This window comes from Paenibacillus sp. DMB5 (assembly GCF_001517085.1).
Lineage (GTDB): Bacteria > Bacillota > Bacilli > Paenibacillales > Paenibacillaceae > Paenibacillus_AQ.
On the sequence record NZ_LRAC01000124.1, the window covers coordinates 92,809 to 116,944 of the forward strand.

13 protein-coding genes, 1 tRNA gene and 1 pseudogene are annotated in these 24,136 nt (G+C 50.8%); all 15 read right to left on the reverse strand.

Translation table 11 applies throughout. The features are described 5' to 3' along the window. Positions 1 to 27: 27 nt before the first annotated feature. The 15 genes and pseudogenes from AWJ19_RS15235 to AWJ19_RS36680 all read right to left on the reverse strand — a co-directional run bounded on the left by AWJ19_RS15235 (position 28) and on the right by AWJ19_RS36680 (position 24,119). Entirely contained in the window at positions 28 to 2,298 is a 2,271-nt protein-coding gene (locus tag AWJ19_RS15235) for a glycoside hydrolase family 3 C-terminal domain-containing protein (protein ID WP_068724959.1), read from the reverse strand. Between the two features lie 24 nt (positions 2,299 to 2,322). Then, entirely contained in the window at positions 2,323 to 3,552 is a 1,230-nt protein-coding gene (locus tag AWJ19_RS15240) for a PTS transporter subunit EIIC (RefSeq protein WP_068722703.1), read from the reverse strand. Positions 3,553 to 3,757: 205 nt separating this feature from the next. Then, a complete protein-coding gene (locus AWJ19_RS37320; RefSeq protein ID WP_277815810.1) occupies positions 3,758 to 4,204 on the reverse strand; it encodes a hypothetical protein in 447 nt (148 codons plus the stop codon). A 29-nt stretch (positions 4,205 to 4,233) separates the two neighbouring features. After that, positions 4,234 to 6,216: a helix-turn-helix domain-containing protein gene (locus AWJ19_RS15245; protein WP_277815811.1), complete on the reverse strand. Its 1,983-nt coding sequence runs from the start codon at positions 6,214 to 6,216 to the stop codon at positions 4,234 to 4,236. Positions 6,217 to 6,312: 96 nt separating this feature from the next. After that, positions 6,313 to 7,263 (reverse strand): hypothetical protein, encoded by a 951-nt coding sequence (locus tag AWJ19_RS15250; RefSeq protein WP_068722701.1) that lies wholly within the window; start codon positions 7,261 to 7,263, stop codon positions 6,313 to 6,315. Between the two features lie 177 nt (positions 7,264 to 7,440). Continuing rightward, positions 7,441 to 13,149: a GH32 C-terminal domain-containing protein gene (locus tag AWJ19_RS36675; RefSeq protein WP_082707760.1), complete on the reverse strand. Its 5,709-nt coding sequence runs from the start codon at positions 13,147 to 13,149 to the stop codon at positions 7,441 to 7,443. A 117-nt stretch (positions 13,150 to 13,266) separates the two neighbouring features. Next, positions 13,267 to 15,543 carry a GH32 C-terminal domain-containing protein gene (locus AWJ19_RS15260; protein WP_068724961.1) on the reverse strand — a complete coding sequence of 759 codons (2,277 nt, stop codon included), beginning with the start codon at positions 15,541 to 15,543 and terminating at the stop codon, positions 13,267 to 13,269. After that, complete coding sequence (locus tag AWJ19_RS15265) at positions 15,540 to 17,987, reverse strand: PfkB family carbohydrate kinase (RefSeq protein WP_068722699.1); 2,448 nt, start codon at positions 17,985 to 17,987, stop codon at positions 15,540 to 15,542. The genes AWJ19_RS15260 and AWJ19_RS15265 overlap by 4 nt, the downstream gene beginning before the upstream one ends. A 29-nt stretch (positions 17,988 to 18,016) precedes the next feature. Next, a pseudogene (locus tag AWJ19_RS15270) lies at positions 18,017 to 19,641 on the reverse strand (ABC transporter substrate-binding protein). Positions 19,642 to 19,752: 111 nt separating this feature from the next. Next, positions 19,753 to 20,649, reverse strand: a complete 897-nt coding sequence (locus AWJ19_RS15275; RefSeq protein WP_068722695.1) for a carbohydrate ABC transporter permease — start codon at positions 20,647 to 20,649, stop codon at positions 19,753 to 19,755. Positions 20,650 to 20,661: 12 nt separating this feature from the next. After that, the gene (locus tag AWJ19_RS15280) at positions 20,662 to 21,579 is read right to left on the reverse strand and encodes an ABC transporter permease subunit (RefSeq protein ID WP_241781655.1); all 918 of its coding nucleotides are present in this window, start codon (positions 21,577 to 21,579) and stop codon (positions 20,662 to 20,664) included. Positions 21,580 to 21,775: 196 nt separating this feature from the next. Next, the gene (locus tag AWJ19_RS15285; RefSeq protein WP_068722693.1) at positions 21,776 to 22,744 is read right to left on the reverse strand and encodes a LacI family DNA-binding transcriptional regulator; all 969 of its coding nucleotides are present in this window, start codon (positions 22,742 to 22,744) and stop codon (positions 21,776 to 21,778) included. Positions 22,745 to 22,944: 200 nt separating this feature from the next. Continuing rightward, positions 22,945 to 23,030, reverse strand: a tRNA-Leu gene (locus AWJ19_RS15290). 263 nt (positions 23,031 to 23,293) lie between these two features. Further along, the gene (locus AWJ19_RS37325; protein WP_277815796.1) at positions 23,294 to 23,419 is read right to left on the reverse strand and encodes a hypothetical protein; all 126 of its coding nucleotides are present in this window, start codon (positions 23,417 to 23,419) and stop codon (positions 23,294 to 23,296) included. A gap of 172 nt (positions 23,420 to 23,591) precedes the next feature. Further along, a complete protein-coding gene (locus AWJ19_RS36680; protein WP_068722690.1) occupies positions 23,592 to 24,119 on the reverse strand; it encodes a WGxxGxxG family protein in 528 nt (175 codons plus the stop codon). Between the last annotated feature and the right edge of the window lie 17 nt (positions 24,120 to 24,136).

A 24,136-nucleotide genomic window follows, 5' to 3' on the forward strand; every position in this document is an offset into this window, starting at 1 on the left:
TTTCTCAAGGTTTTCTGAATTTATAATTTAATTAGTCCGCAACCGTTCAACCCGTGCAATAAGCTCCTGAATCACCTGATCCGGTGAGCGCTCGTTCATCCAGGTCTGGCCGAACATCTGGAAGACCTTTATCATCGGGAAGTCCTCCCAGAAGCCGACGAACTCCTCGTTAAGATATACCTTGTCTATGACGTGCTCGTTCATTTCATTCAGGCACTCTTCCAATACGGCTTTTGCGGCGGGGTCACTGATCCATTCGCTGAGAAGGCTGAATTTGTGGAACGTGATTTCTTCCTTACCGAAGTCACAGTGCAATCTGCCCGTGATCCGGATGTCCTTGGACGAGCTGCCCAGCAGAATCTGAAAATATCCTGTGTCTGCGAGCCAGCGGTTGTACTTGGTATTGAAGTATGAAAAATCTCTCTCCTCCAGCTCAAAGACAATCGTCTGTTGTTCGCCCGGATCAAGCTCCACCTTGGCAAAGGCCTTCAGCTCCTTCTCCGGCCGGGTCCACTTGCATTCTTCATCGTGTACGTACAGCTGAACGGCTTCTTTCCCTCTGCGCTTGCCTGTGTTGGTGAGCTGAAAAGATACTTTGACGCCTGTCACGTGCTGCACCACTTCCAGGTCCGTATAGGCAAAGGTAGTGTAGGACAGGCCGTGTCCGAACGGAAATTGCGGCGCCAGCTCCTTACGGTCGTAGTAGCGATACCCCACGAACAGCCCCTCGCGGTAATACAGCTTGCCGTTCTCTCCGCGGATCCGCATATGCGAAGGATTATCCGACAGCTTCACAGGGAAGGTCTCCGACAGTTTGCCTGAAGGATTGGTGTAACCGAACAATACCTCCGCTATGGATCTGCCCATGCCTTGTCCCGACAGCCAGGAATGAATGACGGCTGGAACATGCTGCACCCATGGACGCATGACCAGCGCCGAGCCGCTGCTGGTTATTACGATACATTTTGGCTGAACGGCGGCAACCGCCTGAATCAGCTTGACCTGGTGCTCCGGAAGCTCAATGCCCTTCAAATCATGCATTTCCGATTCGGCATATTCCGGCTGGCCTACGAACAGCACCGCCACCTCGGCGTTCTTGGCCAGCGTTACACTTTCCTTAATAAGCTCTTCATTCACAGAATCATCTTCGGGGTATCCGGCTGTATAGCTCACCGTAGCCAGACTACCTGCCAGCTCTTTGATCTCATCCAAAGGGATATCGACTCTTGTAGGGGTTACCTTGGCACTGCCGGCTCCCTGAATTCTCGGCTTCACCGCAAAACGTCCGATCACCGCAATTGACGAAGCCGTTTCCGGCCGCAGCGGGAGAATCGCGTTATCGTTCTTCAGCAGCACGATGCTTTCGGCCGCCGCTTTACGGGCCAGCGTATGATAATCTTCATCCTTTTTTTCCGCAGCTTGGTTTCCGGTAACCCGCTCAACCAGCTTCAGGATACGGCCCACGCTCTTGTCCAGCTGCTCTTCGGAAAGCTTCCCTTCCTGAACGGCCTCGACTATCGCTTTGGCATTGTAATGGGCGGGGCCCGGCATTTCAAGGTCAAGTCCGGCCTTTAATCCGCGTATCCGGTCATTAACGGCTGTCCAGTCGGACAATACCACGCCGTCATAGCCCCACTCTTCTCTGAGAATATCATTTAACAAATGCTCATTCTCGCTGGTATAGGTTCCATTGAGCAGGTTATAGGAGCACATGACCGTCCAGGGATCGGATTTCTTAATGATCCGTTCAAAGGCGCTCAGGTAAATTTCACGCAGCGTCCGCTCATCGATTTCCGAGCTGGTCACCATTTTCTCGAACTCCTGGTTGTTGCCTGCAAAGTGCTTGACCGAGGCTCCGACACCTTCGCTTTGGATACCGTTAATGAAGGCTGCGCCAAGCTCGCCCGTCAGGCAGGGATCCTCTGAATAGTATTCGAAGTTTCTTCCGCCAAGCGGTGTTCTTTTCATATTGACGCCCGGACCAAGCAGCAGCTCTACCTCCATCGTCTTGGACTCCCGTCCAAGCGCCACGCCTACCTCATGCAGCAGCGCTGTATTCCAGGAAGAGCCGATCGCAGACCCTGTGGGGTAACAGGTCGCCGGTACATTTTCCGTAGTAATTCCCATCTCTTCATTACTGTTCGTCTTGCGGATACCGTTAGTGCCGTCATACATATGAACGGGCGGGATATTTAACCGCTCGATTCCTTTGGTCATCCACATATTCAATCCCGCAACAAGCGAGGCTTTTTCGGTAAGGGTCAATTCCTTCAACAATTCATCAGGTGATTTATTCATGCTGCTCCATCCTTTATTATCAGATTAATTTTCCTGTTCCTTTTTCAGCTCCTGGGCATCGTACAGCTTGAAGAACGGAAACCAGACAGCAAACACAATCACCAGAACCACCGCCAGCAGAATAACTCCGTTAAATCCGCTCATCAGGTAGGTAGACAGCCCGATCGGGGTATACCACAGCTGGAAGATCTGGCTCGGAATCCGCACCAGCCCCATATCGAGAACGATATACACGAGAATCGGCGTGATCAGTCCGTTAATCCACATCGGAACCATCAGCAGCGGATTGAACGCAATCGGCGCCCCGTACACCACCGGCTCATTGATATTGAACAAGGACGGAAGGATCGTCGCTTTGCCGACAGACTTCAGCTTTTTGGACCGGGCCAGCAGGAACCATACCACTAAAGGCAGCGTAGCACCCATCCCGCCGATACCCAGCCAGCCGGAGAAAAAGGTTTCGAACGTATTGATGTTGACCGGATCCTGACCGGCTGCGACGAGGGCTGCATTCTGCTCAATGGCAGGGATCCAGATGGCGTACCAGATCGGAGTCATCACCCATGGGCTTACACCGAAGGAATACAGCACCACGCCGATAAAGTTGAACAATACAAAGCCAATCAGACTTTGACCCATGGCATTGATGGGCTCGAACACATTTACAATCAGGGCAAAAATATCGAAATGAAGCTGATATACCAAAACCCAGCCTGTAGTTAAGATCAGGGCAATCGGCACGAGAAAATCGAACCAGTCCATAATGAACTCCGGAAGGGAAGAGCCCTTTTTGAAAAATGAGAATTTCTGGCAAATATTCATAACGAGAGCAACAAACACGCCAACCAGCAGTGCCGTAATCATACCCGAAGGTCCAAACCGTTCCAGAATGAACTGAATGGTTCCGTCATCATTTAGGGTCGGGTTAAGAAGCATCACGAACAGGGATACCCCGCTCATTCCCGCCAGCAGCTTGATTTTGTGACGTTCTCTTTTTTCCATGACGGTATACGGCGTTAAAAAAGCAATAAACAACCCCAATAGCCCGAAGCTAAAGGTCGTGATGGGTGTAAGATCCGGCATCCCCGGAATGAAATCCTTCAAGATTGAAATGAGTGTGATAATCGAGCCGATAAAAATCATCGGGATCGCCACCATAATGGCTTCCTGAATGGATGCCACCCAGAGATTATTTGTAAACGCCTCCAATCTAGGTGCAAACGATTCTGTCATCCACTTCATGAAACGCTTCATCTAAATTCCCCCTGTCTTTCTCTTAACTGCTACAACCTTAGTATAGAGATTAATGATACCGTTTTCTTGTTGTAACTTGCCGCATCCGGGTTCGTATTTTGCCTACTTTCCGTCTCTTGTACTAGCTTGTCTGCTTCTATTCAAAATAAACAACAAAAAACACCCCTTCAGCAAAAAGGGATGTTTGATTGATGTATTTTCTTGATTAAAACTGCCTTTCGAGCTGGAGCAGCAGCACCCCATGGGGCGGGAGTACAATTTCTTTGCGCCAGCTATCCTGCTCTACAAGCTCTGTCCGGATAACCGGACCGCCTCTGCTGTTTAAATACTGAATTTCCTCCTGCGTTAAAAAATCGGGCGCTCCCATAGTCATCCACTCATCGAATACCGACCCGTGCTCCCGGTCCAGCTGATAGCTGGTGCATTTATAGGGTCCTGCCAGCTGGTTTAGCGTGATTTCAAAGGCTTTGCTGCCCTTTTCCTCAAATACATCATAACGGGTGGAGCCGGACAGCTCTGACCAGTCTCCGCTCGCAAACAGCTGATCCACATGGACATAGTGATAGAACAGAAGCTGCAGGCTTCCGTCGCTTTTCCGGGTAAAGGCATAACCATCCCCCTGCATCAGCAGCTCGTCACCCAGCTTCTGCATCAGCTCAAACGCGTAATATCCGGGCTTCTTCAGCCGTCGCGGTTGATCAGGCCAAAGCCTCCATAGAACGGGGATGCGGGAACAACGCTTTCTTCAAAAACATCGGTAAAGGACCAGTAGGCCATCGCATTCACGTCCCCGAGCGTGTTCATCGTCTGGTAGATGATAAACGGGGCCATAAACATCGTATCGTGCAGCAGATTCCGGTCATACAGCGAGAAATTCCATTCGGTAATATGAAGCTCAACGTCACCGTATGAGGCTGCCTTCATTTTTTGCCGCACACGGTCAATGCTTTCTTTGAAGAATGCCGGGGGCATGATCCGGGTCAAACGGCCTTCTTCCGTTTTTAGCTTGGGATACTCCGAATAAATGTGGAACGAAAAGAAATCGAGCGGCACCTCCCTCGAGCGGCAGTAAGCTAAAAAGTCCTCCGCCCAGGTATCGTTCCAGATGGAACCGTACCCCATAGCGGGCCCGCCTGTCCTCAGCTCCGGCAGCACCGATTTAATCGCATGAACGGTGGATTCGTAAAAAGCAAAGTATTCTTCTTTGCTGCCTGCCCAGCAAACCCCTGCCAGATCCGGCTCGTTCCACACTTCAAAATACCATTGCTTCACCTCATCCGCCCCGTAACGGTTCAGACAATGACGGATGAAGGCCTGGACCAGCGCTTCCCACTTGGCGGGATCTGCAGGCGGACTGATATTGCCTCTCCACCAGAACAGCGTTTCTCTGGACCTCGCCAGCTGTCCCGGCATAAAGCTCAATTCAACGAACGGCCGGACTCCCTGCTCCAGAAGAAAATCGTACAGCTTGTCCACATAAGACCAGTTATAGACCGGTGTGCCGTCATCATTTTCACTGTACACCATCATCTCATCGTTAAAAATCCCGTGAAACCGGATATATTGGAACGGGATAGCCCCCTTCAAGGCAGACAGCTGCTTCCGCCAATCCTCGCGCAGTCCTTCTACGGCTCTTCCGGCCGTCGTGGTGATGTTCCAGTGCTTTTTATAAAATGCCGGTGTCTGGTCTGCACGAACCTCAATCCGTTCGGGGGCAGCCGCAAGAGCCGCTGACAGGGGAACGCCGGACTGACCGGTATCCGTTTTGACGTCCAGATAGCGGTACAGTGACCCAATCGCGTTCATTGTGTCCATCTCATAATAATCCCCGCTCGAGGATTCCTCATACGTTTTGGGCTTGCGGTTCAGGTTCAGCCGGTGCGGCTCCGGTGCGAGCGAAGCTTCCCGGTAGGAACCCGGCGTGCAGCCGTATTTTTCCTTGAAATATTTGTTGAACAGCTTCACGTTGGCAAATCCGCAATCCAGGGCAATTTCGGAAATCGTCTTATCGCTTTCTGCCAGCTGAACCTGGGCCTTTTCCAGGCGGATAAGCGTCAAATACTTTTGAAAGGGGATGCCGATCTTGTCGGTGAAGAAGTGGGAAAAATAATGCAGGCTTAAATGCTCGGAGTCCGCCATATCCTGCAGCGTAATCTTTTCATTATAGTGTCGGTCGATATAGGTGAGGACACTGTTCAGTCTTTTATAATCGTTGTCCTTGCTTCCTTCTGCCACCGCCGGATTTGTCCCGTCCGAGAAATATCGCAGCAGGCATCCGCATAACATCTGTAATCTGCCTATTGTGTAGCTTTGATAACCCGGCGATTTCTTGTTAATCTCCCAGACCATTTGCGCAAGATTATGCTTGATGCTGTGCAGCCGCGAGGGGGCCTGCCCGGAATGACCGGCAGAGTTGCAGGAGATGAACGCATTATTATGCAGCAGCTCGGGTCCGAACTGCAGGGTTAACAGCACATTATCCTGATGGGTCCGCTCGATCTTATGGACCGACATGCTGTTGATTACGAGAATATCATCTTCCTGGAGCGTATATTGCTTCTGGTCCAGGTACATGTTAATCGAGCCATGGAGAACATACAGGATCTCAACTTCCTTATGCCAATGAAAATCAATATGCTGCACGGAATTCACGAAGAGCTTCATCGGCAGATCGTCCTGATGCTGAATAAATTCGTATAGATAGCGAATCGTCTGCTCCCCCCTCATACCGCTTATTATAGACATATCGTTTTTAAGTAATCAATATGAAGACCACCACTTTAGCACCCGCAAGGCGCGAAGCGTATTCCAGCGGCTATCCCCGCCTGACGGGTCCTCCATATGAAAGGGAATGTGGTCCGGCCGCGGACTGTCTAGCGGCCAGCGGCCATTTGCAGCCTGCTTCGCAAGGATTAATCCGACGGCCTCCGACATCCGCTTATCGGGCCGTGTACCGGACAAACGAAAATATTCCAGACCGCGCAGGATATCATAGTGATAGGACGGCGGATAAAACATGCACGTAAAGCGGGAATCGATCACACCGCCAGATGAAAGCGACCGGAATAGTCCCCGTTCCAATATATATTCTTCTCCCCGCTTGCGGGCAGCGGTCACTGCCGGATCGGCGCCAGCCGCCTTTTCATATTCCAGCAGTCCCTCCAGTACACAGATCGTACTGTGAAAAGAGGACCGCGTGCTGGGAGGGGCTTCACAATTCCACCCTCCATCTGCAAGCTGCCCATCCAGCAAATATTGAACCAGCCGTTCACTTACTTCTCCGTAATATGCACCTGCCGCCAGGATTCTCCCGTTGATGCAAGCCTCGACCTCTCCTTCAAAAAAAGATCTGCCCTCATGATACTCCCAGATTAATCGGTCCCGAACCAGCGCAACGGCCCTGCCGGCTTCCGCACTTTTGGGCTCCAATCCCATATCCTTTAATAATACCAACGCAAATAGTGTATTCTGCAGCGGCCAGGCATCCTCATCTGCCCACCAATGGCCCTCTTCCGACTGCCTCGAGAGGACCTGCTGCCCCCATCCCTCCACTGCAACCTGCGAGCGTACCGCAGCAACCTTATCCTCCGGTTCATGCAGCAAATCGCGCATCACCTGCCAGCGGACCGCAGGATCTGAATCCAGTAGCCATTCTAGTACCGGGCCTGTAAGCAGATTCTGCTTCCATTCGTGTTTCTTGAAGTCGGACATGAGAATTCCTCCAATCGGATGTGGGATTCTATTGGAAAAAGTATTATATATTTTAGTATAAATTATTTGGAACAATATGTAATGCTGCCTGTCCTCCAGTGGCCGTAGACAAACGGAAAAGCCGGGGTTATGAACAAGACTGACATTGTCTCGCCTTCCCGGCTTTCCTCTAAACGGTTATTGATTTAATACATCCAGCAGCAGCGAGATGATTTGCGCACTCTCTGCACGGTTCACCGTTTCATGCGGTGCGAATAAATGGTTGCCGCGTCCGTTAATTAATCCGAGCTCCTGTGCAGCAGCGACTGCATCTGCAGCCCAGCTGCTGATGTGATCCGCATCCTTAAAGCTGCTCAACCGGTTGGCGGCAGCATTCTGTCCTGTATGAAACAGATATGCTTTATAAATCATGGACGCCATTTCTTCACGACTTATGGTGTCCTCCGGTGCAAAGGTATCTTTGCTTCTACCGGTTATAATTCCCTTCTCGTAGGCGGCGGCAATGGAAGATGCGTACCATTTTGCTGGGTCTACATCCTTAAAAATTGCTGAGCCGGATGCTTTAATGCCCAAGGCCCGGGTAATCAGGGCAGCAAATTCTGCACGGCTTACGTTTTGCTTTGGTGCGAACGCTGTTTCACTGACACCCGAGACCATTTGTCTGGCCGCCATCTTTTTAATTACATCATGAGCCCAATAAGATACATTCACATCTTCGAACGTTTTGTCGTAGGTAAGAACAGCAAATGTACTGAAATGACTCACCTTTGCTGTCCATTTACCGTCCGAACGGTTTCCTCCCATGTATTCCAGGCTGCCGTCATCAGCGATGTAGTAGATTCCAGTCAGGTCCTTGGGGGAATTTTCATTGGCACTCAGTCTGATTGTGACAGGCTGGGAGAACTTCTCCAGCTCAAGCACTGTTCCATCAGCCTTCACGATAGATAATTTGAAGTCATAAACTCCTCCGGCTGCGGAGATGTCCGCATGATTCTTGCTTCCGGCTTGTGTGAGCAGCTTTGTGCTTTGTTCGGCGGATAATGCCCCGATTTCGAAAGAGATCTGCGACTGTTCTAACCCGCTACCTGTAACCAGCGCCTGCAATTCCTTTAAAACTTCTGCAGGAACTTCAATTTCCACATCTGCATTCTTAACCTTCAAGGCATTCTTCCCGTCATTTGCCGCCAGCTTCACCGGAAACAATACCTGCTGCTCACCTTTGGCCAGTTCGAAAGTCAAGCTATTTTGACTTCTCTGACTGCTCTGGCTATCCGGCGTGCTTCCCGGGATTACAGGATTACCTGGCGGACTGGTTGGAACGGGAGGAGTTGGTTCGGTCGGATCTGTTGGGTCAACCCCGTTCTGCACCTTAACCGGTACATTGAAATCATCGACGTTAATATGTCCGAAACCGCCGGTAGATTGGTCAACTACCTTAATGTACAGTTCCTCGCCGATATACGCTGATGCATCCCAGATCTTCCGCTGGTATTCCTCATAATTCGTTGCTGTCTCCTTGAACAGCTCCTTGCCGTCCGATGCCCGGACCAGTGCAACGTAAAGCTTGTCGATATCACGTCCGCCGCTGACCAGGAAGTTGAGCTTGCCGTTGTCGCCAAGGACGAAATTCTGTGATCGCAGCGTCCCCGTCAAGCTGTCACCGCCGGCTGCCTCGTTGAAGCCCCATAAATGATAGCCGCCCGGAATTTTATGCGAAGGATTAAAGTAGATCGTGTCCCAGAAGAACTTGGCATCGGTCACATGGACATCCTGGAAGGCATCTCCTTCAGTAATCCAGCCTGTTAAATCTCCTGTAGCAAAATCATGGTTAGGCAGATCCGTAATATCGGTATATACTGAATTATCCCAGTTATCTGGCACATCGACCGGAGCAGCCGGTTCACCGGTCAAGGCATTCATATTCCATACTTCCATGGACTTGACTGTAATATCGTTGTCGGCCCAGACCTTGAGGCCCAAGGAGTCGTATCGGCCTACATAGACGCGGGTTGTCAGCTTTTTCTTGTAATTGGCAAAGGCTTCAACAACTGAGCGATCGAGGAAGATATGCAGCTTTAGATTCTCTCCGTCAAGATCTACGTATCCGCCCTGAATACCATCCACGCGGACATCGGGGTCAATACTGCTCTTGGTCCGGTCCACATTGAATGTCTGATCGGTCTTATCGTAGTAAATCAGCGTTTCCTCCTGGCCGTTATCGGAGCGCCTTACTTTAAGGCCGAATTTCTGGGCTTCGCCCGGATCGATCTCCATCACGATCTCAAGCATGTCGCCTTTGACACTCTGGATCAATTGATTGGCAGCAGCCAAATTTTTGTCCGAGAAATCAACAACCTTATCTCCTCGCAGACTCTGCAATTCCTCAATGGGCTCAATGCGCAATTCATCATGCTCATCCAGGCTCAGGGAAACCGGCAGTGCCAGATTATGAGCCCATCCAGCCTGATATTCAGCCTGCGGCGTTCTCACATTTTGCACCATGGAGTATACAACCGTTCTTCCGTCAGGAGTAACCATCCCGCTCTCTGCGGTCAAATAACCATCCCCCACATCCATTTTGGAGGGAGCGTCCTGATCAGGTATAAACTTGAAGTTATCTCTATCCCAAGTCCCAATCCAGTAAAAGACTTCAACATCCCGTTGCACATCATTCGCCGGCGGAACCTGCTCCGGTTTCTCATGCGGATTGATCATGAAAATATACTTCTGTTTGCCCGTGCTATCCTTACCTACCGGGAGCAGCACCGGCAGTTCCCATACTGTGCCAAGCTCCGGATACTGGCTTCTGTCACTGACGTAAAGCGGCCCTTTATACTCCCAGTTGTACATATCATCGGACACGTACACCAAAGCTGTACCGCTGCTGAAGTCTTGAAGACCGGAGGTCACCAGCTGATACCACTTATCCGTCTCTTGGTCATACCATACAAAAGGATCACGGAACTCATTATGGATACCATTACCGTTCTGCTCCGTTACTGGCTCAGGATATTTCACCCACTCTTCCAAATTAGGGTCCGACAGATCAGCTGGAGTCGCCAGGCCCGTTCTTTGATTTGGTGACAAAGAATCATTTCCGGCCGTATAGAACAGGACGGGATTGCCGTCACGGTCATACGCTGCGCTGCCTGACCAAGCACCGTCCGGATCAAGAGTTCCCGCATCAGGGGCAAGCGCAGGCCTCACATTTTCCCAGTGCACCATATCGTCACTCACCCAATGTCCCCAGTGGATTTGATGCCAGAACGGACCTTGCGGGTTATGCTGATAGAATAAATGATATTTTCCGTTATAATAGATTGGTGCATGCGCTTCATTCATCCAGTTTTGCGGAGGCATCGCATGGTACTGCGGACGGTGCTGATCACCGTCAAACACGCTTGGATCCTCGTCAATATCACCATTTGGAATTTCCGGAACCGCGCCGCCGTGAAGCGCCTTCACATTCTCATACTCAGCAAGAATTTCTTGACCCGTGAGAGCTTTGTTCTGCAGCTTCAATTCATCAATAAGTCCGCTGAACATGTTGTAAGAGAACAGGCCCGCGAACTCTGTTGGCTTATTATTTTTGCCGATCATCAGGCTTGCTGTGGATGATGTAATCGGAACATTGATGGGGGTTGCCTGGGAGGCAACCTGCTCTCCATTGAGGTACAGCTTAATTTCTCCGGTTCCCTTATCGAAAGTGGCGGCAATATAGTTCCACTTGTATTTCTCAAGCGGATGATTGTTAACCCAAACCTGAATCCATTGTCCGCCGATTCCGGCCTGAAACGACCATGTGCCATGCCGGTACATGCCAAGCGCGAAGCCTTCCGCCTTGTCCTGATTGGACTGATTCACAATGGCCGACAGCTTGTTCCCGTCTCCCCATTCGTAGCTGCGCGGAGCCACCCAGGCTTCAATCGTCAGCGCGTCGCTTACGGGGATGGTTGCCTCCGAGTTAACCTCAATATCATTCGAATAACCGTCAAACAGGAGGGCACCGCCCTTTACTCCGCGCGGAGTCCATCTCGGATCTTTGGAATCCATATATCTGGCGCTATTAAACACGTAGTTTACATCATGCTCAAGATTACTCACTTGCTCAAGCGCCTTTTTGCCCGTGCCTTCATCGAAATTCATATAAAAGATGTTGCCCTTATTGTTAGCCTGAAAAGCATCGACGGAGATTCGGGACTGCTCCGACTGATCGACTACCTTGATATAAAGCCTCTTATTGTAATATTCGTATACATTCCAGACAATCTTCTCATTTGTGCTGACATTGCCGGTTTGCTTAAGCAATTCATTTGTGCTTGCATCATATAGTGCGACATAGGCATCTGCAGGCTGAACAATATCCACAATGGAAAAGCTAATCGTCCCGTTCCCCTGAAGGGTAAAGGCACTGGAAGTAATGGAGCCTTCTCCTTCCACGGCAGATGTGGCATAAAAGTTCCCCTCCATACCAGAAGCTGCTTGACCGGTCACCTGAAAGGCATCTCCAGCGGCCGTCCAGCCCTCAAGGGTGCCCGTCTCAAAACCGCGGTTTGCGATTTCGGTTGGAATGATGTTCTCAGCCATAATCCCCTCGTCGGGAACCTGTTCATTGAAGGTGTGGAAGGCATCCGCAAACATCACCCCCCAATCCGAGAAAGCATGATCGACGATCTCGATATACAGTCTTTTGCCGATATATTTGGACAGGTCGGCTTTGTATTCTTGCATATTGGCCAGCCTCATGCCCTGCCCCGGGTCCGGGAAGCCCGAATCGTTAAACGCACTGTTGCCGTATCGGGCAATCAGGTTTCCCGTATCCGCATCACTGAGGCTAATGTAGGCCTGGTCCGTATGCTTGCCACCGCCTAATCTGAAAGTGATCCAGCCTGTTCCGCCTAGCTCAAAAGTGCTGGAGCGAAGCACTCCCGTTGCAGCTTCATTGTATTTCCAGCCGTTTAGATGATAAGTGCCCTCCTGGTTATACGGAATTTGTTCTGCCCACCAGACAGTTTCGTCAGATACGCTGTCAGGCCCAAATGCCTCACCTTCAACAACGGTCCACCCGGTCAAATCACCCGTTTCAAAGCCCGGATTCATGATTTGGTAGCGCTGGAAATCCGGCTTAATATCCACGGCAACGGTGCCTTCGCTCGGCTCTGATTGATGATACATAAAGAAGGCATCTGCAAAAATCAAACCCCAGTCCGAGGTTGCATGATCTACAATCTCAACATACAGCTTCTTGCCCAAATATCCGGAAAGATCGGCCTTATACTGCTCCATATTCGCAAGCCGCATGCCCTGAGCGGGATTCGGGAAGCCGACGTCTGCAAATTTGCTGTTGCCGTATCTGGCGATCACTTGACCTGTATCTGCTTCTACGATGTTCACATATACCTTGTCAGCATTTTTGGCACCGCCGAGCTTAAAGCTAATCCAGCCGCTGCCGCCCAGCTCGAAGCTGCTGGAACGCAGCACGCCTGTAGCAGCCTCGTCATATTTCCAGCCGTTTAAATGATAAGTACCCTCCTGGTTATACGGGATTTGTTCCGCCCACCAGGTGGACTCCCCGGATACACTGTCCGGGCCAAACGCGTTACCTTTGGTAACAGTCCATCCCGTCAAGTCTCCGGTTTCAAAGCCCGGATTCACAATTTCATAGACCGCAGCCGCAACGGACGGGCTCCCGTCCGGCGGGGGTACCTGATAGACTGCATTAGTAACGGACATTTCCTGACCCGGGCTTGATGCAGCAGCCTCCCCGCCTTCCTTCTCAACCCCTGCTGCGGCAGTGTCCTGAATTCCCGGGACAGCCAGCTGAAGAAGCATGACCCCTGCTACCATTTTGGAGATCCATGATGTGTTTCTGCTATTTTTCCTCATGAACAAGCCTCCTTCATTATTATTCCGTTCCGATTTAATGAAGCGCTTACAATGAGCCATTTACTTGCATGCGGCATTCTGGAACCCGGCAGGAAAGGAGCGCCTGGGCGCTCCGCGTTACCATATTGACTTCATCTCCCAAATGTCCATAGACTTCACCAACGCTTCCCCATCTCCCCAGAGTTCAAGGCCCAAGGCATCCTTACGGCCCGGGTATACCCGGGTTGTCAGGCTCTTAAGTCCGTTGGCATAGGCTTCGACCATGGAGCGGTCCAGATAGAGATGCAGCTTCAGATTCTCGCCGCACAGCTCCAGCTTGCCGCCCTGAATCCCGCTGCATTTTTCTTCCGAATGCTGCGATGTTTTCGTCCGGTCGGCCAAAAGCATGGATTCCTTCCAGTCATAATACAGCAGCGTTTCTTCCTCTCCATCCGGTGTACACCGGACCTTGATTCCAAGCTGTGCAGCACTGCCCCGCTCCATTTCCAGCTGAATCTCCAGCATATCGCCTTGAATAGCCTTAAGCTGTTCATTTGCTTCTATTAATGACTTGTCATGAAGCGATAATCGCTTCTCGCCCCGCAGTGACCGCAGCTCCTGAATCGGCTCGATTCCAAGCCGGCCATCTTCCCTTAAATACACGCTTACAGGCAAACCGCCGTTATGAGCCCAGCCTGACTGATATTCCAGCACGGATGTACGGTCACCCTGCGCGATCGTAAAGACGATATTTCTGCCTGTCACAGGATCGACCATTCCGCTTGGGCCGGTAAAATGGAAATCACCGACATCCATCAATTGCGGCTCCTCCTGATCCGGGAGGAATGACAGGCTGTGCTTATCCAGCTGCCCGATCCAATAGAACACTTCGACATCGGCGCCGGCTCCCACAGGGCTGACCAGCAAGAGATGCTTACTTACACCTTGCTTGTCACTACCCAGAGGAAGAAATACAGGGAGCTCCCAGATCGGTCCAAGATAAGGGAACTTCTGAATGTCCGCTTCAAAGAACGAACCTTTGTAAGTCCAATTCAGCATGTCCTTTGACGTAAATGCGAGCGCTGCTCCGGCTCCGCCTTCCGTCCCCGATCCGACCAGGGCATACCAGCCATCCTCATCCTTCCACACGAACGGGTCCCGGAAATCGCCGAAGGCCCCCATTCCCTGCTGCTGTACAATAAGCGGCTCCGGATGTTTGATCCACCTCACCAGATCAGGGTCCTTATCTTCGGAATAAGTGCTTCTGGCCAGCGCCACGCTCTGATTCGGTGAAGCACTGTCATTGCCGGCTGTAAAGAACAGGACAGGCAAGCCGTCGGCATCATAAGTGGCGCTTCCTGACCAGATACCGTCGGGTGCGAGCTGATCCTTCTCAGGTGCCAGGGCTATAGGAAGATCGCGCCAATGCACCAGATCTTCACTTACCCAATGCCCCCAATGAATATGGTGGAAGTAAGGCCCTTGCGGATTATGCTGATAGAACAGATGATATTGCCCGTCAAAATAGATTGGTGCATGAGGCTCGTTCATCCAGTGGGCCGGCGGGCTGACATGATATTGCGGTCTGTGCCGGTCCGCAAGCAGGGGTGTACGATCCAGCCTGATGTCGTCATATTCCACTTGCGGCCGGACGCCTCCATGTAAAGCGAGCACCGCCTGATAAGAAGCAGCCACTTCCTCGCTGCTCAGGGCACGGCTATAAATTTTCAGCTCATCCATAAGTCCGCTGAACATGTGCAGGCTGAATACCTCTGCTAGCTTGCTGCTGTGATTGTTCCTGCCGATGAGCAGATCTGTATCCGCCGCTTGCGCCAGCCGGGAACCGGCAGGCGCGGCTGCAGAAGCAATTTCGCTGCCGTTCAAATACAGTTTAAGCTTACCTTTATCCCCATTGAATACGGCATTTACGTAAGACCACTCATTCTTGGGCAGCTCATAGCCGTCCGGCGACCAGATTTCGATCCATTCCCCTCCCTCCAGCCCGATTTGGAAGGACCAGGAGCCGTGACGGAACATGCCAAGCAGATAACCCTGCTTAGCATCCTTATTGTGCCGGTTCACAATGGCGGCCAGCTTGCCCTCGTGCCCCCACTCATAGGTTCGCGGGGCAACCCATGCCCCGATACTGAGAGCCGGCAGAAATTCCGGCTCCCCATTACGCTCTTCCTCATGTGCAGAATGGGCAATATAGGTCGAGTAACCATCAAAGAGGAGACTGCTTCCTGCCACCCCCTGCCTCCATGGCGGAGTACAAGGGGTCGTAAACTCCGCATTATTAAACACGTAATGGACATCATTCACCGTCTTAGTGACGCTCTCCATAGTACTAGCTCCAGTTCCTTCATCAAAAGCCCAATGCATCGTTAATCCGCGGTCTCCCGCTGAGCTGCTCATGCCTCATTCCTCCCGTCCGGTATCCCGATAGACTCCAGTGTATGGAGCTTAAGCGAATTCAGAACAATCTGGCCTGACTGCGTCCTTACCTCGATATGCTCAATCGGAGATTCAGGGAAAATCTGATCGGTCAGCACTACCAAACCATGATCCGCGTACACCTCAACCGCATTGCGGTCCAGCCAGATCTGCAGTCTGAGCTGTCCATTCACCGCAGCCAGACTGGCACCATGCCGGCTGGCAAAAGCCGGATGAAATTCAGTCACTCCCGAATGGGAACGGTCGGTGAACAGCTGCTTGTCAGCCGGGTTATAGCCGATAATGATCTCGTCCTGTCCGGAGGATTTCAGATGGATATATACCTCGTCCCCGGAACGTACATCCAGTTCTGCCTCTATCTCCAGCAGATTATGATCCGTCCGCTGTACAAACGGAGTCTCAGGTGTAACGGCGACAGCCTTCCAGCTCACAGTTTCTTTGCGCAGCCGCTCTATTTCCCGCACAGGCATTTGCGTTAACACGACATTTCCGTTCTGGCTTGTCAGTGACAGGACGCGGGGCAGAGTCATGGCACCTCTCCAGGAACCCGTAGGCGTCTCGTTGGCATATTTCCAGTTGCTCATCCATCCGATGAGGACACGGCGGCCGTCTTGCTCCGGAAGATCCGACCAGGTAACCCCTGCATAGTTGTCTCTGCCATGATCTAGCCACAGGATATGATCAGCGGGATTGTCATTGATGAATGTTTTTCCGTCAAACTCGCCAATGAAATACTGCGTGCGCGAACCTTCGGGACAATCGGGATTGTCGCCGATGCTGATAATAAGCACCCATTTGGAAACACCGGTGTCATCCACAGGCAGCTGGAACAGATCGGGGCATTCCCATACGCCGTCGTGTGAGCCTTCTCCTTGGCCGAACACACCAGACAGCGACCATTCACGCAGATTATCAGAGGCATAGAACCGGGCGTGGTCTCCCGCGACAATCGCCATAACCCACCGCCCGCTTTGCGGATGCCAGAACACCTTCGGGTCACGGAAATCGATTAATTCATCCTCGGCAAGCACCGGATTTCCGGCATACTTGTGCCAAGTCCGGCCTTTATCGCTGCTGTAAGCCAGACTCTGCCGCTGGCGCGGCTGCCCCGACTCCGGATGGGTATCGGCATGCGTAAAGATTGCCACAAGCCCATGGGAATCTTCGAATAAACCGCTGCTATTATTCCAGTCCACAACACAGCAGCCCGAAAAAATCGCCCCATGCTCATCCGGGAATAGAGCAACAGGCGCGTGCTCCCAGTGAACCAGGTCTTCACTTACTGCATGACCCCAGTGCATCGGCCCCCATTTATTACTGTAAGGATGATATTGATAGAATAGATGATAGCTTCCCTCATAATAGACTAATCCGTTCGGATCATTCGCCCAGTTGGAAGGAGGTGAGAAATGAAAGCCCGGTCTAAACTTCTCATCATTGTATGTTTTATTCGACTCTATCATTTCATTAATCTCCTCTGTCGTAGGCATGGACCCAAGAGCCCCCTTTCGTGTTGTCACCAGCGCTCCGCCGGCATTGGCAAAAGTCAGCATGCCGGTCATTTGCCGGCTGCTCAGATCCTGCAAGGAACTTCCGCTTTCAAGAATCTTATATAACAGGCAGCCCAGAAAAGCATCCCCGGCGCCAGTCGTATCAATGGCCTTAACTTTAAACCCCGGCACATATCCGTCCTGCCCAGCCAGACGGTAATAGCAGCCTTTTTCCGCTAAAGTGACGACAATGAGTGTAATATCGTATTGCTGCTGAAGCTCCAGTGAACCTTTTTCAATATCATGTGTACCTGTTATAAAAGAAAGCTCATCCTCCGAGATCTTCAGGATATCGGCATAATTCAGGCCCCACAATATATGCTGTCTTGCTTCCTCCTTGCTCTCCCATAACGCAAACCGGATATTCGGATCAAACGACAGCAGTACACCTGCTTCCTTAGCCTTAAGAACTGCCGTCCTAGTTGCCGTCCGTGCAGGTTCATGGGTCATAGACAATGAGCCGTAATGCAGCGCCTTGCAGCTGTCAATCCGGTCCAGCGGGAGGTCCTTTGCATGTAAAAAGGTATCCGCTCCCGGCTTCCGGAAGAAGCTGAAGGATCTGTCTCCCTGCTCATCCAGATGAACAAAGGCCAATGTTGTACTGGCTTCGTTCGTAACCGAAACGCCTGCTACATCTACACCGCTGCGCAGCAGAGTATTGTGCAGTAAAGATCCAAATTGATCCTCGCCAACCTTGCTGACGAGTGCCGATCTTGCGCCCAGACGGGACAATGCAGCGGCCACATTGGCCGGCGCCCCACCCGGATTGCATTCAAACTGCCCGTTCCCCGCGGCTGAATGGCCTGCCGGAGTAAAATCTATCAATACTTCACCGATTGCGATAATATCTAGCACAGCTTCTCCCCACCTAATCCTCTATTTATTTATTGTTTTAGATTTGCATTGTAACGGTCCAGTCCGGTCTGATAGATTTCCATCAGTTCATTCAGACCCATCTTTTCCAGCGTCTTGATATAGCTGTCCCATGCCTCATCTGCGCCGCCGTCTACAATGAATCTTCCTCTTTGTGTATTTACATATTTGATCAGTTCCGGCTCAATTCTGTTGATAGTGTCCAGTTCCTCAGGCTCAAAGAAGATGCTTGGGTAGTTTTCTTTTTCCATATACGGATTGTAGTATTTCTCAAGGTCAGCAGCGCGCTGCTGGGCCCGGGGCTCCATATCTACCACTTTGCCGAAGTCGTCGAAAGTAATGATGCCGGGCGCACCTGATCCCGGAGCAACCTTTTGACGGAATTCACCTGCAGAGGCTCCTTCAGGAAGCGGCAGATTTACCAGCTTGCCGTTCTCGTCCTTCTTGTACACGACATCGAGCGGGCCCCAGTGAATTTGAGCGGCCATATAAGGCTCATACTGCTGGTCGATCCAGCGCATAGTGATTTCCGGATTGCTGTTCGCTTTGGTAATGACAAAAGAACCGCGTCCCGGCCCGCCGCCATTGGCGCGTCCAATAGTCTGCTCTCCATCCGCGCCTTTAAGCGGAGACAGCAGCACATAATCCTTGGCACGTTCGGTACCGACAACCTCTTCTACTTCCCACCATACGTAGGAGCCCAGCGTCTCATCTGTCGTTTTGCCTTTGGCCAGATACTGCGCCGCATCTTGGGTGAAGGATTCCGGATCGATCAGACCCTGCTTATACCATTTTTCATGAAAATAATTCAGGCTTCCTTATATTCAGGCTGAGTCGCCGTAAAAATAACCTTGCCGTCACGGACGACACGGTGCTCCAGATTATCCGGAAGCCCAAAGGCGCCGAATAGTCCGGCTATATCCATACACCACTGCATGTGCATGAAGCTAAGCGGGATTTCATCCTGCTTGCCGTTGCCGTTCGGGTCCTGTGTTTTGAAGGCCAGCAGCGCTTCCGTATATTCATCCAGCGTTTCCGGTACCTTCAGGCCCAGCTTATCCAGCCAGCTTTTATTGATAACGTGAAAGAAAGGGTTCGTTCCCAGGTTATTCTCTTCCCAGGACGGCAGTCCGTAGATGTGTCCATCCGGTGCTGTAATCGAGGATTTGATATCGGGACGGCGTTCAAGAAGCGCTTTCAAGTTAGGCGCATACTGGTCAATCAGATCCTCCAGCGGAATGAGGGTTCCGTCCTCACCGTAATTGATCAGCTCATAATCGGTAAATCCGGCCGCATAAAAGGCATCCGGCAAATCGCCGCTCGCCAGCAGCAGGTTTTTCTTCTCTGTATAGTCGGTATCGGGAATGTTCTCCCAGTTAATCTTTACATTAGTATCCTTCTCCAGCCGTTTGAAGATTTCCATCTCCGTGAACTCCGGCGCCAGGGCCGCCTTCGGGGCTACCATTCTTAAGGACACCGCTTCGTTTACAATCGGAAGACCGGTTGCATTAAAGTTCGCTTCCTGATCCGGATTCTCCGCCTGATTCTTGGACCCGTTCCCGTTACCCGAGCATCCGCTCAGCGCAAACGCTCCGGCAAGCATCACAATCCCCGCATTTTTGAATAAAGACTTCATTATCCATAACCTCCCTTTAGTTCATGCCACCCGTTAAGCGCTTGTATTGCTCTGCTATTTTTCGCCTGAATACGGCGGTGCATCCCCCCTCTCAAGTAGCGGATATGGATATCAGCCCTTGATCGAGCCGATCATTACACCTTTGACAAAATACTTCTGCAGGAACGGATACAAAATCAGCAGCGGCAGGCTGGACACCATGATGACCCCGTATTTGATCAGCTCGGTCACGCGCATCTTGGCTGCATAGGATTCCACATCAATCATCATCCCGGAATTGACCTGATTCTGGACCAGAATATTGCGGAGCACCAGCTGCAGCGGATACTTGCTCTCATCATTCAGATAGATCAAAGCGTCGAAGAATCCGTTCCAGAAGCCGACCACGTGGTACAGCACCATGACTGCCAGAATGGACTTGGACAAGGGAAGGACAATGCTCCAGAAAAATCTGGTGTTCGAGCATCCGTCGATCGAAGCCGCCTCCCACATTTCATCCGGTATGGACGACTGGAAAAAGGTTCTGACAATGATGACGTTGAACACACCGCCTGCCCCGGGAATGACCAGTGCCCACATCGTGTTCAGCATGTGCAAATCTTTTATCAGCAGATAGGTTGGAATCAGCCCGCCGCTGAAGAACATGGTAACCAGTAAAAACCACATAATCACCGACTTTCCGGCCAGATCCTTACGGGCCAGCGGATAAGCTGCAAATACCGTAACGGCAACTCCTATGAGGGTCCCCAGTGTCGCATATAGAATAGAATTCCCATATCCGATCCAGATGGAGGAGTCACTGAATATCCGCTCATAGCCGTCCAGCGTGAAGCCTTTCGGAAACAGCCAGACCTCGCCGGAGTAGATATAATTGGGATCGCTAAATGAGGCAGTCAGCACAAAGTACAGCGGGTATAACACAAGCAGCATGATGATGGTCAGCAAAATATAGTTGATGATGTCAAACCATACATCCCCTCTGCTCTTTCGCTTCAATAATTGGTTCATGATTGTTTCCTCCTACCACAGGCTGGTTTCTGTCATCTTTTTGGCGATCCGGTTGACGGTGAATATCAGAATAATATTGATCAGGGAATTGAACAGGCCGACTGCCGTTGAAAAGCTGTATTGGGCCTTCTGAATCCCCATTTCATAGACATAGGTCGGGATGATATTGGAGGTGGCGTAGTTCAGATCACTTTGCATCAGAAATGCTTTTTCAAAACCGATGCTCATAATATTGCCCAGTGCAAGAATCAGCAGAATCACAATCGTCGGCAGAATACTTGGAATATCCACGTACCATACACGCTTCCATTTGCTCGCCCCGTCCATGATAGCCGCTTCATGCAGCTCGGGATTGACTCCCGCCAGTGCAGCAAGGTAGATAATCGTAGCGAAGCCTGTCTCCTGCCAAATTCCTGAGAGGATATAGAGTGGACGGAACCAGCCCTCATCAGCCATAAAGAGGATGGGCTGCCCGCCAAACGCGGTAATCAGGTGGTTAACAAGACCGCTGTTAGGCGATAAAAACACATTAAGCATCCCGACAAGCACGACGGTCGAAATAAAGTGCGGCGCATAAATCACGGTCTGGACAAATTTCTTATAGGACTTGCCCAGCATCTGATTGAGCATAATGGCGATGATGATCGGTGCCGGGAAGCCGAACAGCAGTGAAAGAAAACTGAGAGAAAGCGTATTTGAGATGATAGTCCAGAAATTATAAGCATTGAAAAAATCTTTAAAGTGCTGGAAGCCTACCCACTCGCTCCCCCAGATTCCCTGGCTAGGCGAGAAATCCTTAAAGGCAATTTGCACCCCGTACATCGGATAGTATTTGAATACGAGATACAGAATAATAATCGGCAGCAAAAACAGATACAACTCATAGTCTCGCTTGAACCGGCTCCATCTTTTGCGGCTTGGTTTGATCATGGAGGGATCTGCCGTACTGGTTCTTGAATTCACGCTTATACTCCCTTTCAATTTAAAATTAACAGACGTTTTGAAACGTTTCCAATTTAGGCTAAAAAATATATTTTCTAACTTGAAACGTTTCCAATTTATAAAAGAAAAACGCCAGTCGGTGCATCCATACGGATAAGCTGATGTTTCTCTGATCTGCAGGAGATCATGTAGTCTCGCCTTGCCTGAACACAACAGGTATACGGTACACCTGCTTCTCCAGCGGAGTGCCTTCGATCTTGTCATACAGCAGTTTGATCGTCATGCGCGCCATTTCTTCCACTGGCTGCCTGATGGTAGACAGAATAGGATGAAAATACGGACTGTCCTGGATGCCGTCATAACCGATGACCTTCACATCCTCCGGAACCCGGATCCCCTGCTTGCTGGCCTGATCAATATAACAGGCGGCAAGCATATCGGTAATGGCAAAAATGCCGTCTGCATCGCCGTGGTTATGCAGGAATTCGTTAATAAAAGCCTGGTTGTCTACAATAGGATCGGGCTTCTCGTAGATTACATAATCGACGCCCAAAGCTTGCGCCTCATGGATGAAGCCCTCTCTGCGGTTCATCGTCTCACTGAACACCGAGGTGACACTTCCCATAAAAGCCGGCTTCCTGGCTCCCGCTTTCACAAGCTCTCTTAAGGCAAGACGCCCTCCCTCATAATTATCCGAAGTTACGCAGGTAATCTTCTTATTAAAGTGCCGGTCAATACTTACGATTGGAATATCATTACTCACATTATTCTCGATATCGTTGTAAGTAATGCCCACAATCCCGGCCACCTTGTTCTGGCGCAGCATATCGAGATAATACAGCTCCTTTTCGGGCTTGCCGCCGCTGTTGCACAGCATCAGCTTATAGCCTTCCCGGTCCAGCTCATCCTCAATGTAATAGGCCAGCTCCGAAAAGAAAGGATTCCAGATACTCGGCAGCAATAAGGCGACCATCCTGGACCTCTGCATTTTAAAATTCCGGGCCACTTCATTCGGAAAATAGTTCAGCTCCTGTATGGCTGCTTCTACCTTTTGGCGTGTCTTGGGTTTGACGGCGCCAGAGTTGTTAATGACTCTGGACACGGTACCTACAGCAACGCCGGCTAAGTTGGCTACATCTTTAATGCTTGTCATTTAACACCTCCGACCTCTCTTCTGAAAATTATAATAGCACCAAAGTGGAAACGTTTCAATAGTTAATTTGGAAACGTTTCAAATTTGATGCTGATAATCTTGCAATGCGCTGTTTTTGGAGCAAATCCACGGGAAAGTAAACATAATCTTAAAAATCCGCACAACAAAAAAACCTTGATTTCTCAAGGTTTTCACTGTAGTGCCGAGGACGGGGGTCGAACCCGTACGGTACTCACGTACCGCAGGATTTTAAGTCCTGTGCGTCTGCCTATTCCGCCACCCCGGCATATTATGTGCGCTCTTGCGCGACAAGAAATATCATATCACGTATCCGGTGATCACGCAATCCATATTACCATTATTTTTTATTTCACACTAGATTGGGGATACTTAGGCTCAACTGACGGGTCTCGTCCTATAAAACCATTAATTATCACACAGTGAAGTTGTTACTTACCGTAAGAGTAAAGTTACCTATAATTCCTCGCCAATAGCATCAATCGAGATAAATCAAAGGCATTTTTGACTTTGATTTCCGCTTCCAAGCGCTCAATTGACCAATTCAAAGGCATTTTTGCCTTTAATTCCTGCCTTTAGCGCAAAATTGCCTAATTCAAAGGCATTTTTGCCTTTGATTCTCGCCCACAGCGCATAGTCGCCCAATTTCAAAGGCATTTTTGCCTCTGATTCCCGCCCACAGCGCCCAAAGCCGCCTTAAACGCCTAAGCAAGCTAAAATCAGGGGCATCCCTGCCCCTGATCCCTGCTCATTACCGCCCAACAAAGGGCGGAACATTCAGCGGGCCATCCGCCAGCAACCTGCAGCCTCTACAGCAGCAGGTTACCTGCTAGTGACGTTCCCGCTCTCCGCTCCGGTTACGCATGCCGGCCAGACCCAGCAGGCCGATCAGACCGAGCCAGCCCCAGTTGGAGCCTCTGTCGTTGTCTGTATTAGCGGTTGTGCTGGTGGCGCGGTATCTGCCGGTCTGGGTGTTGTTGGCCAGCGGGGAAACGGTGCTGTTGTCATTGCCCCGTACCGCGTTGTTCACCATGTTCCCGCCTCTGCGCATTGTGCCGGTGGCGTTGTTCATCAGCTTGTCGCCGCTATGCTCGACTCTGTTCATCAGAGTATCGCCGTTGCGGTTCATCGTATTGCCAGTCTGATTCATCATCCGGTGGTCCGTTCCGTTCAGCATATGAGTACCCGTTCCATTCGTTTCACGGATGCGCTCGGTTCTCATACCGTTTGCCCCGGTATCCGGAATGGCTGTACCCATCCCCCCACCGGTGCCAGCAGCATTAGCTGCATAACCAGATCCCATCAGACTCATGGATAACAGTGTAGTGCAGGCAAGGCTTGTGACCAGCTTGTTCAAGAGAAGTGCCCCCTTTG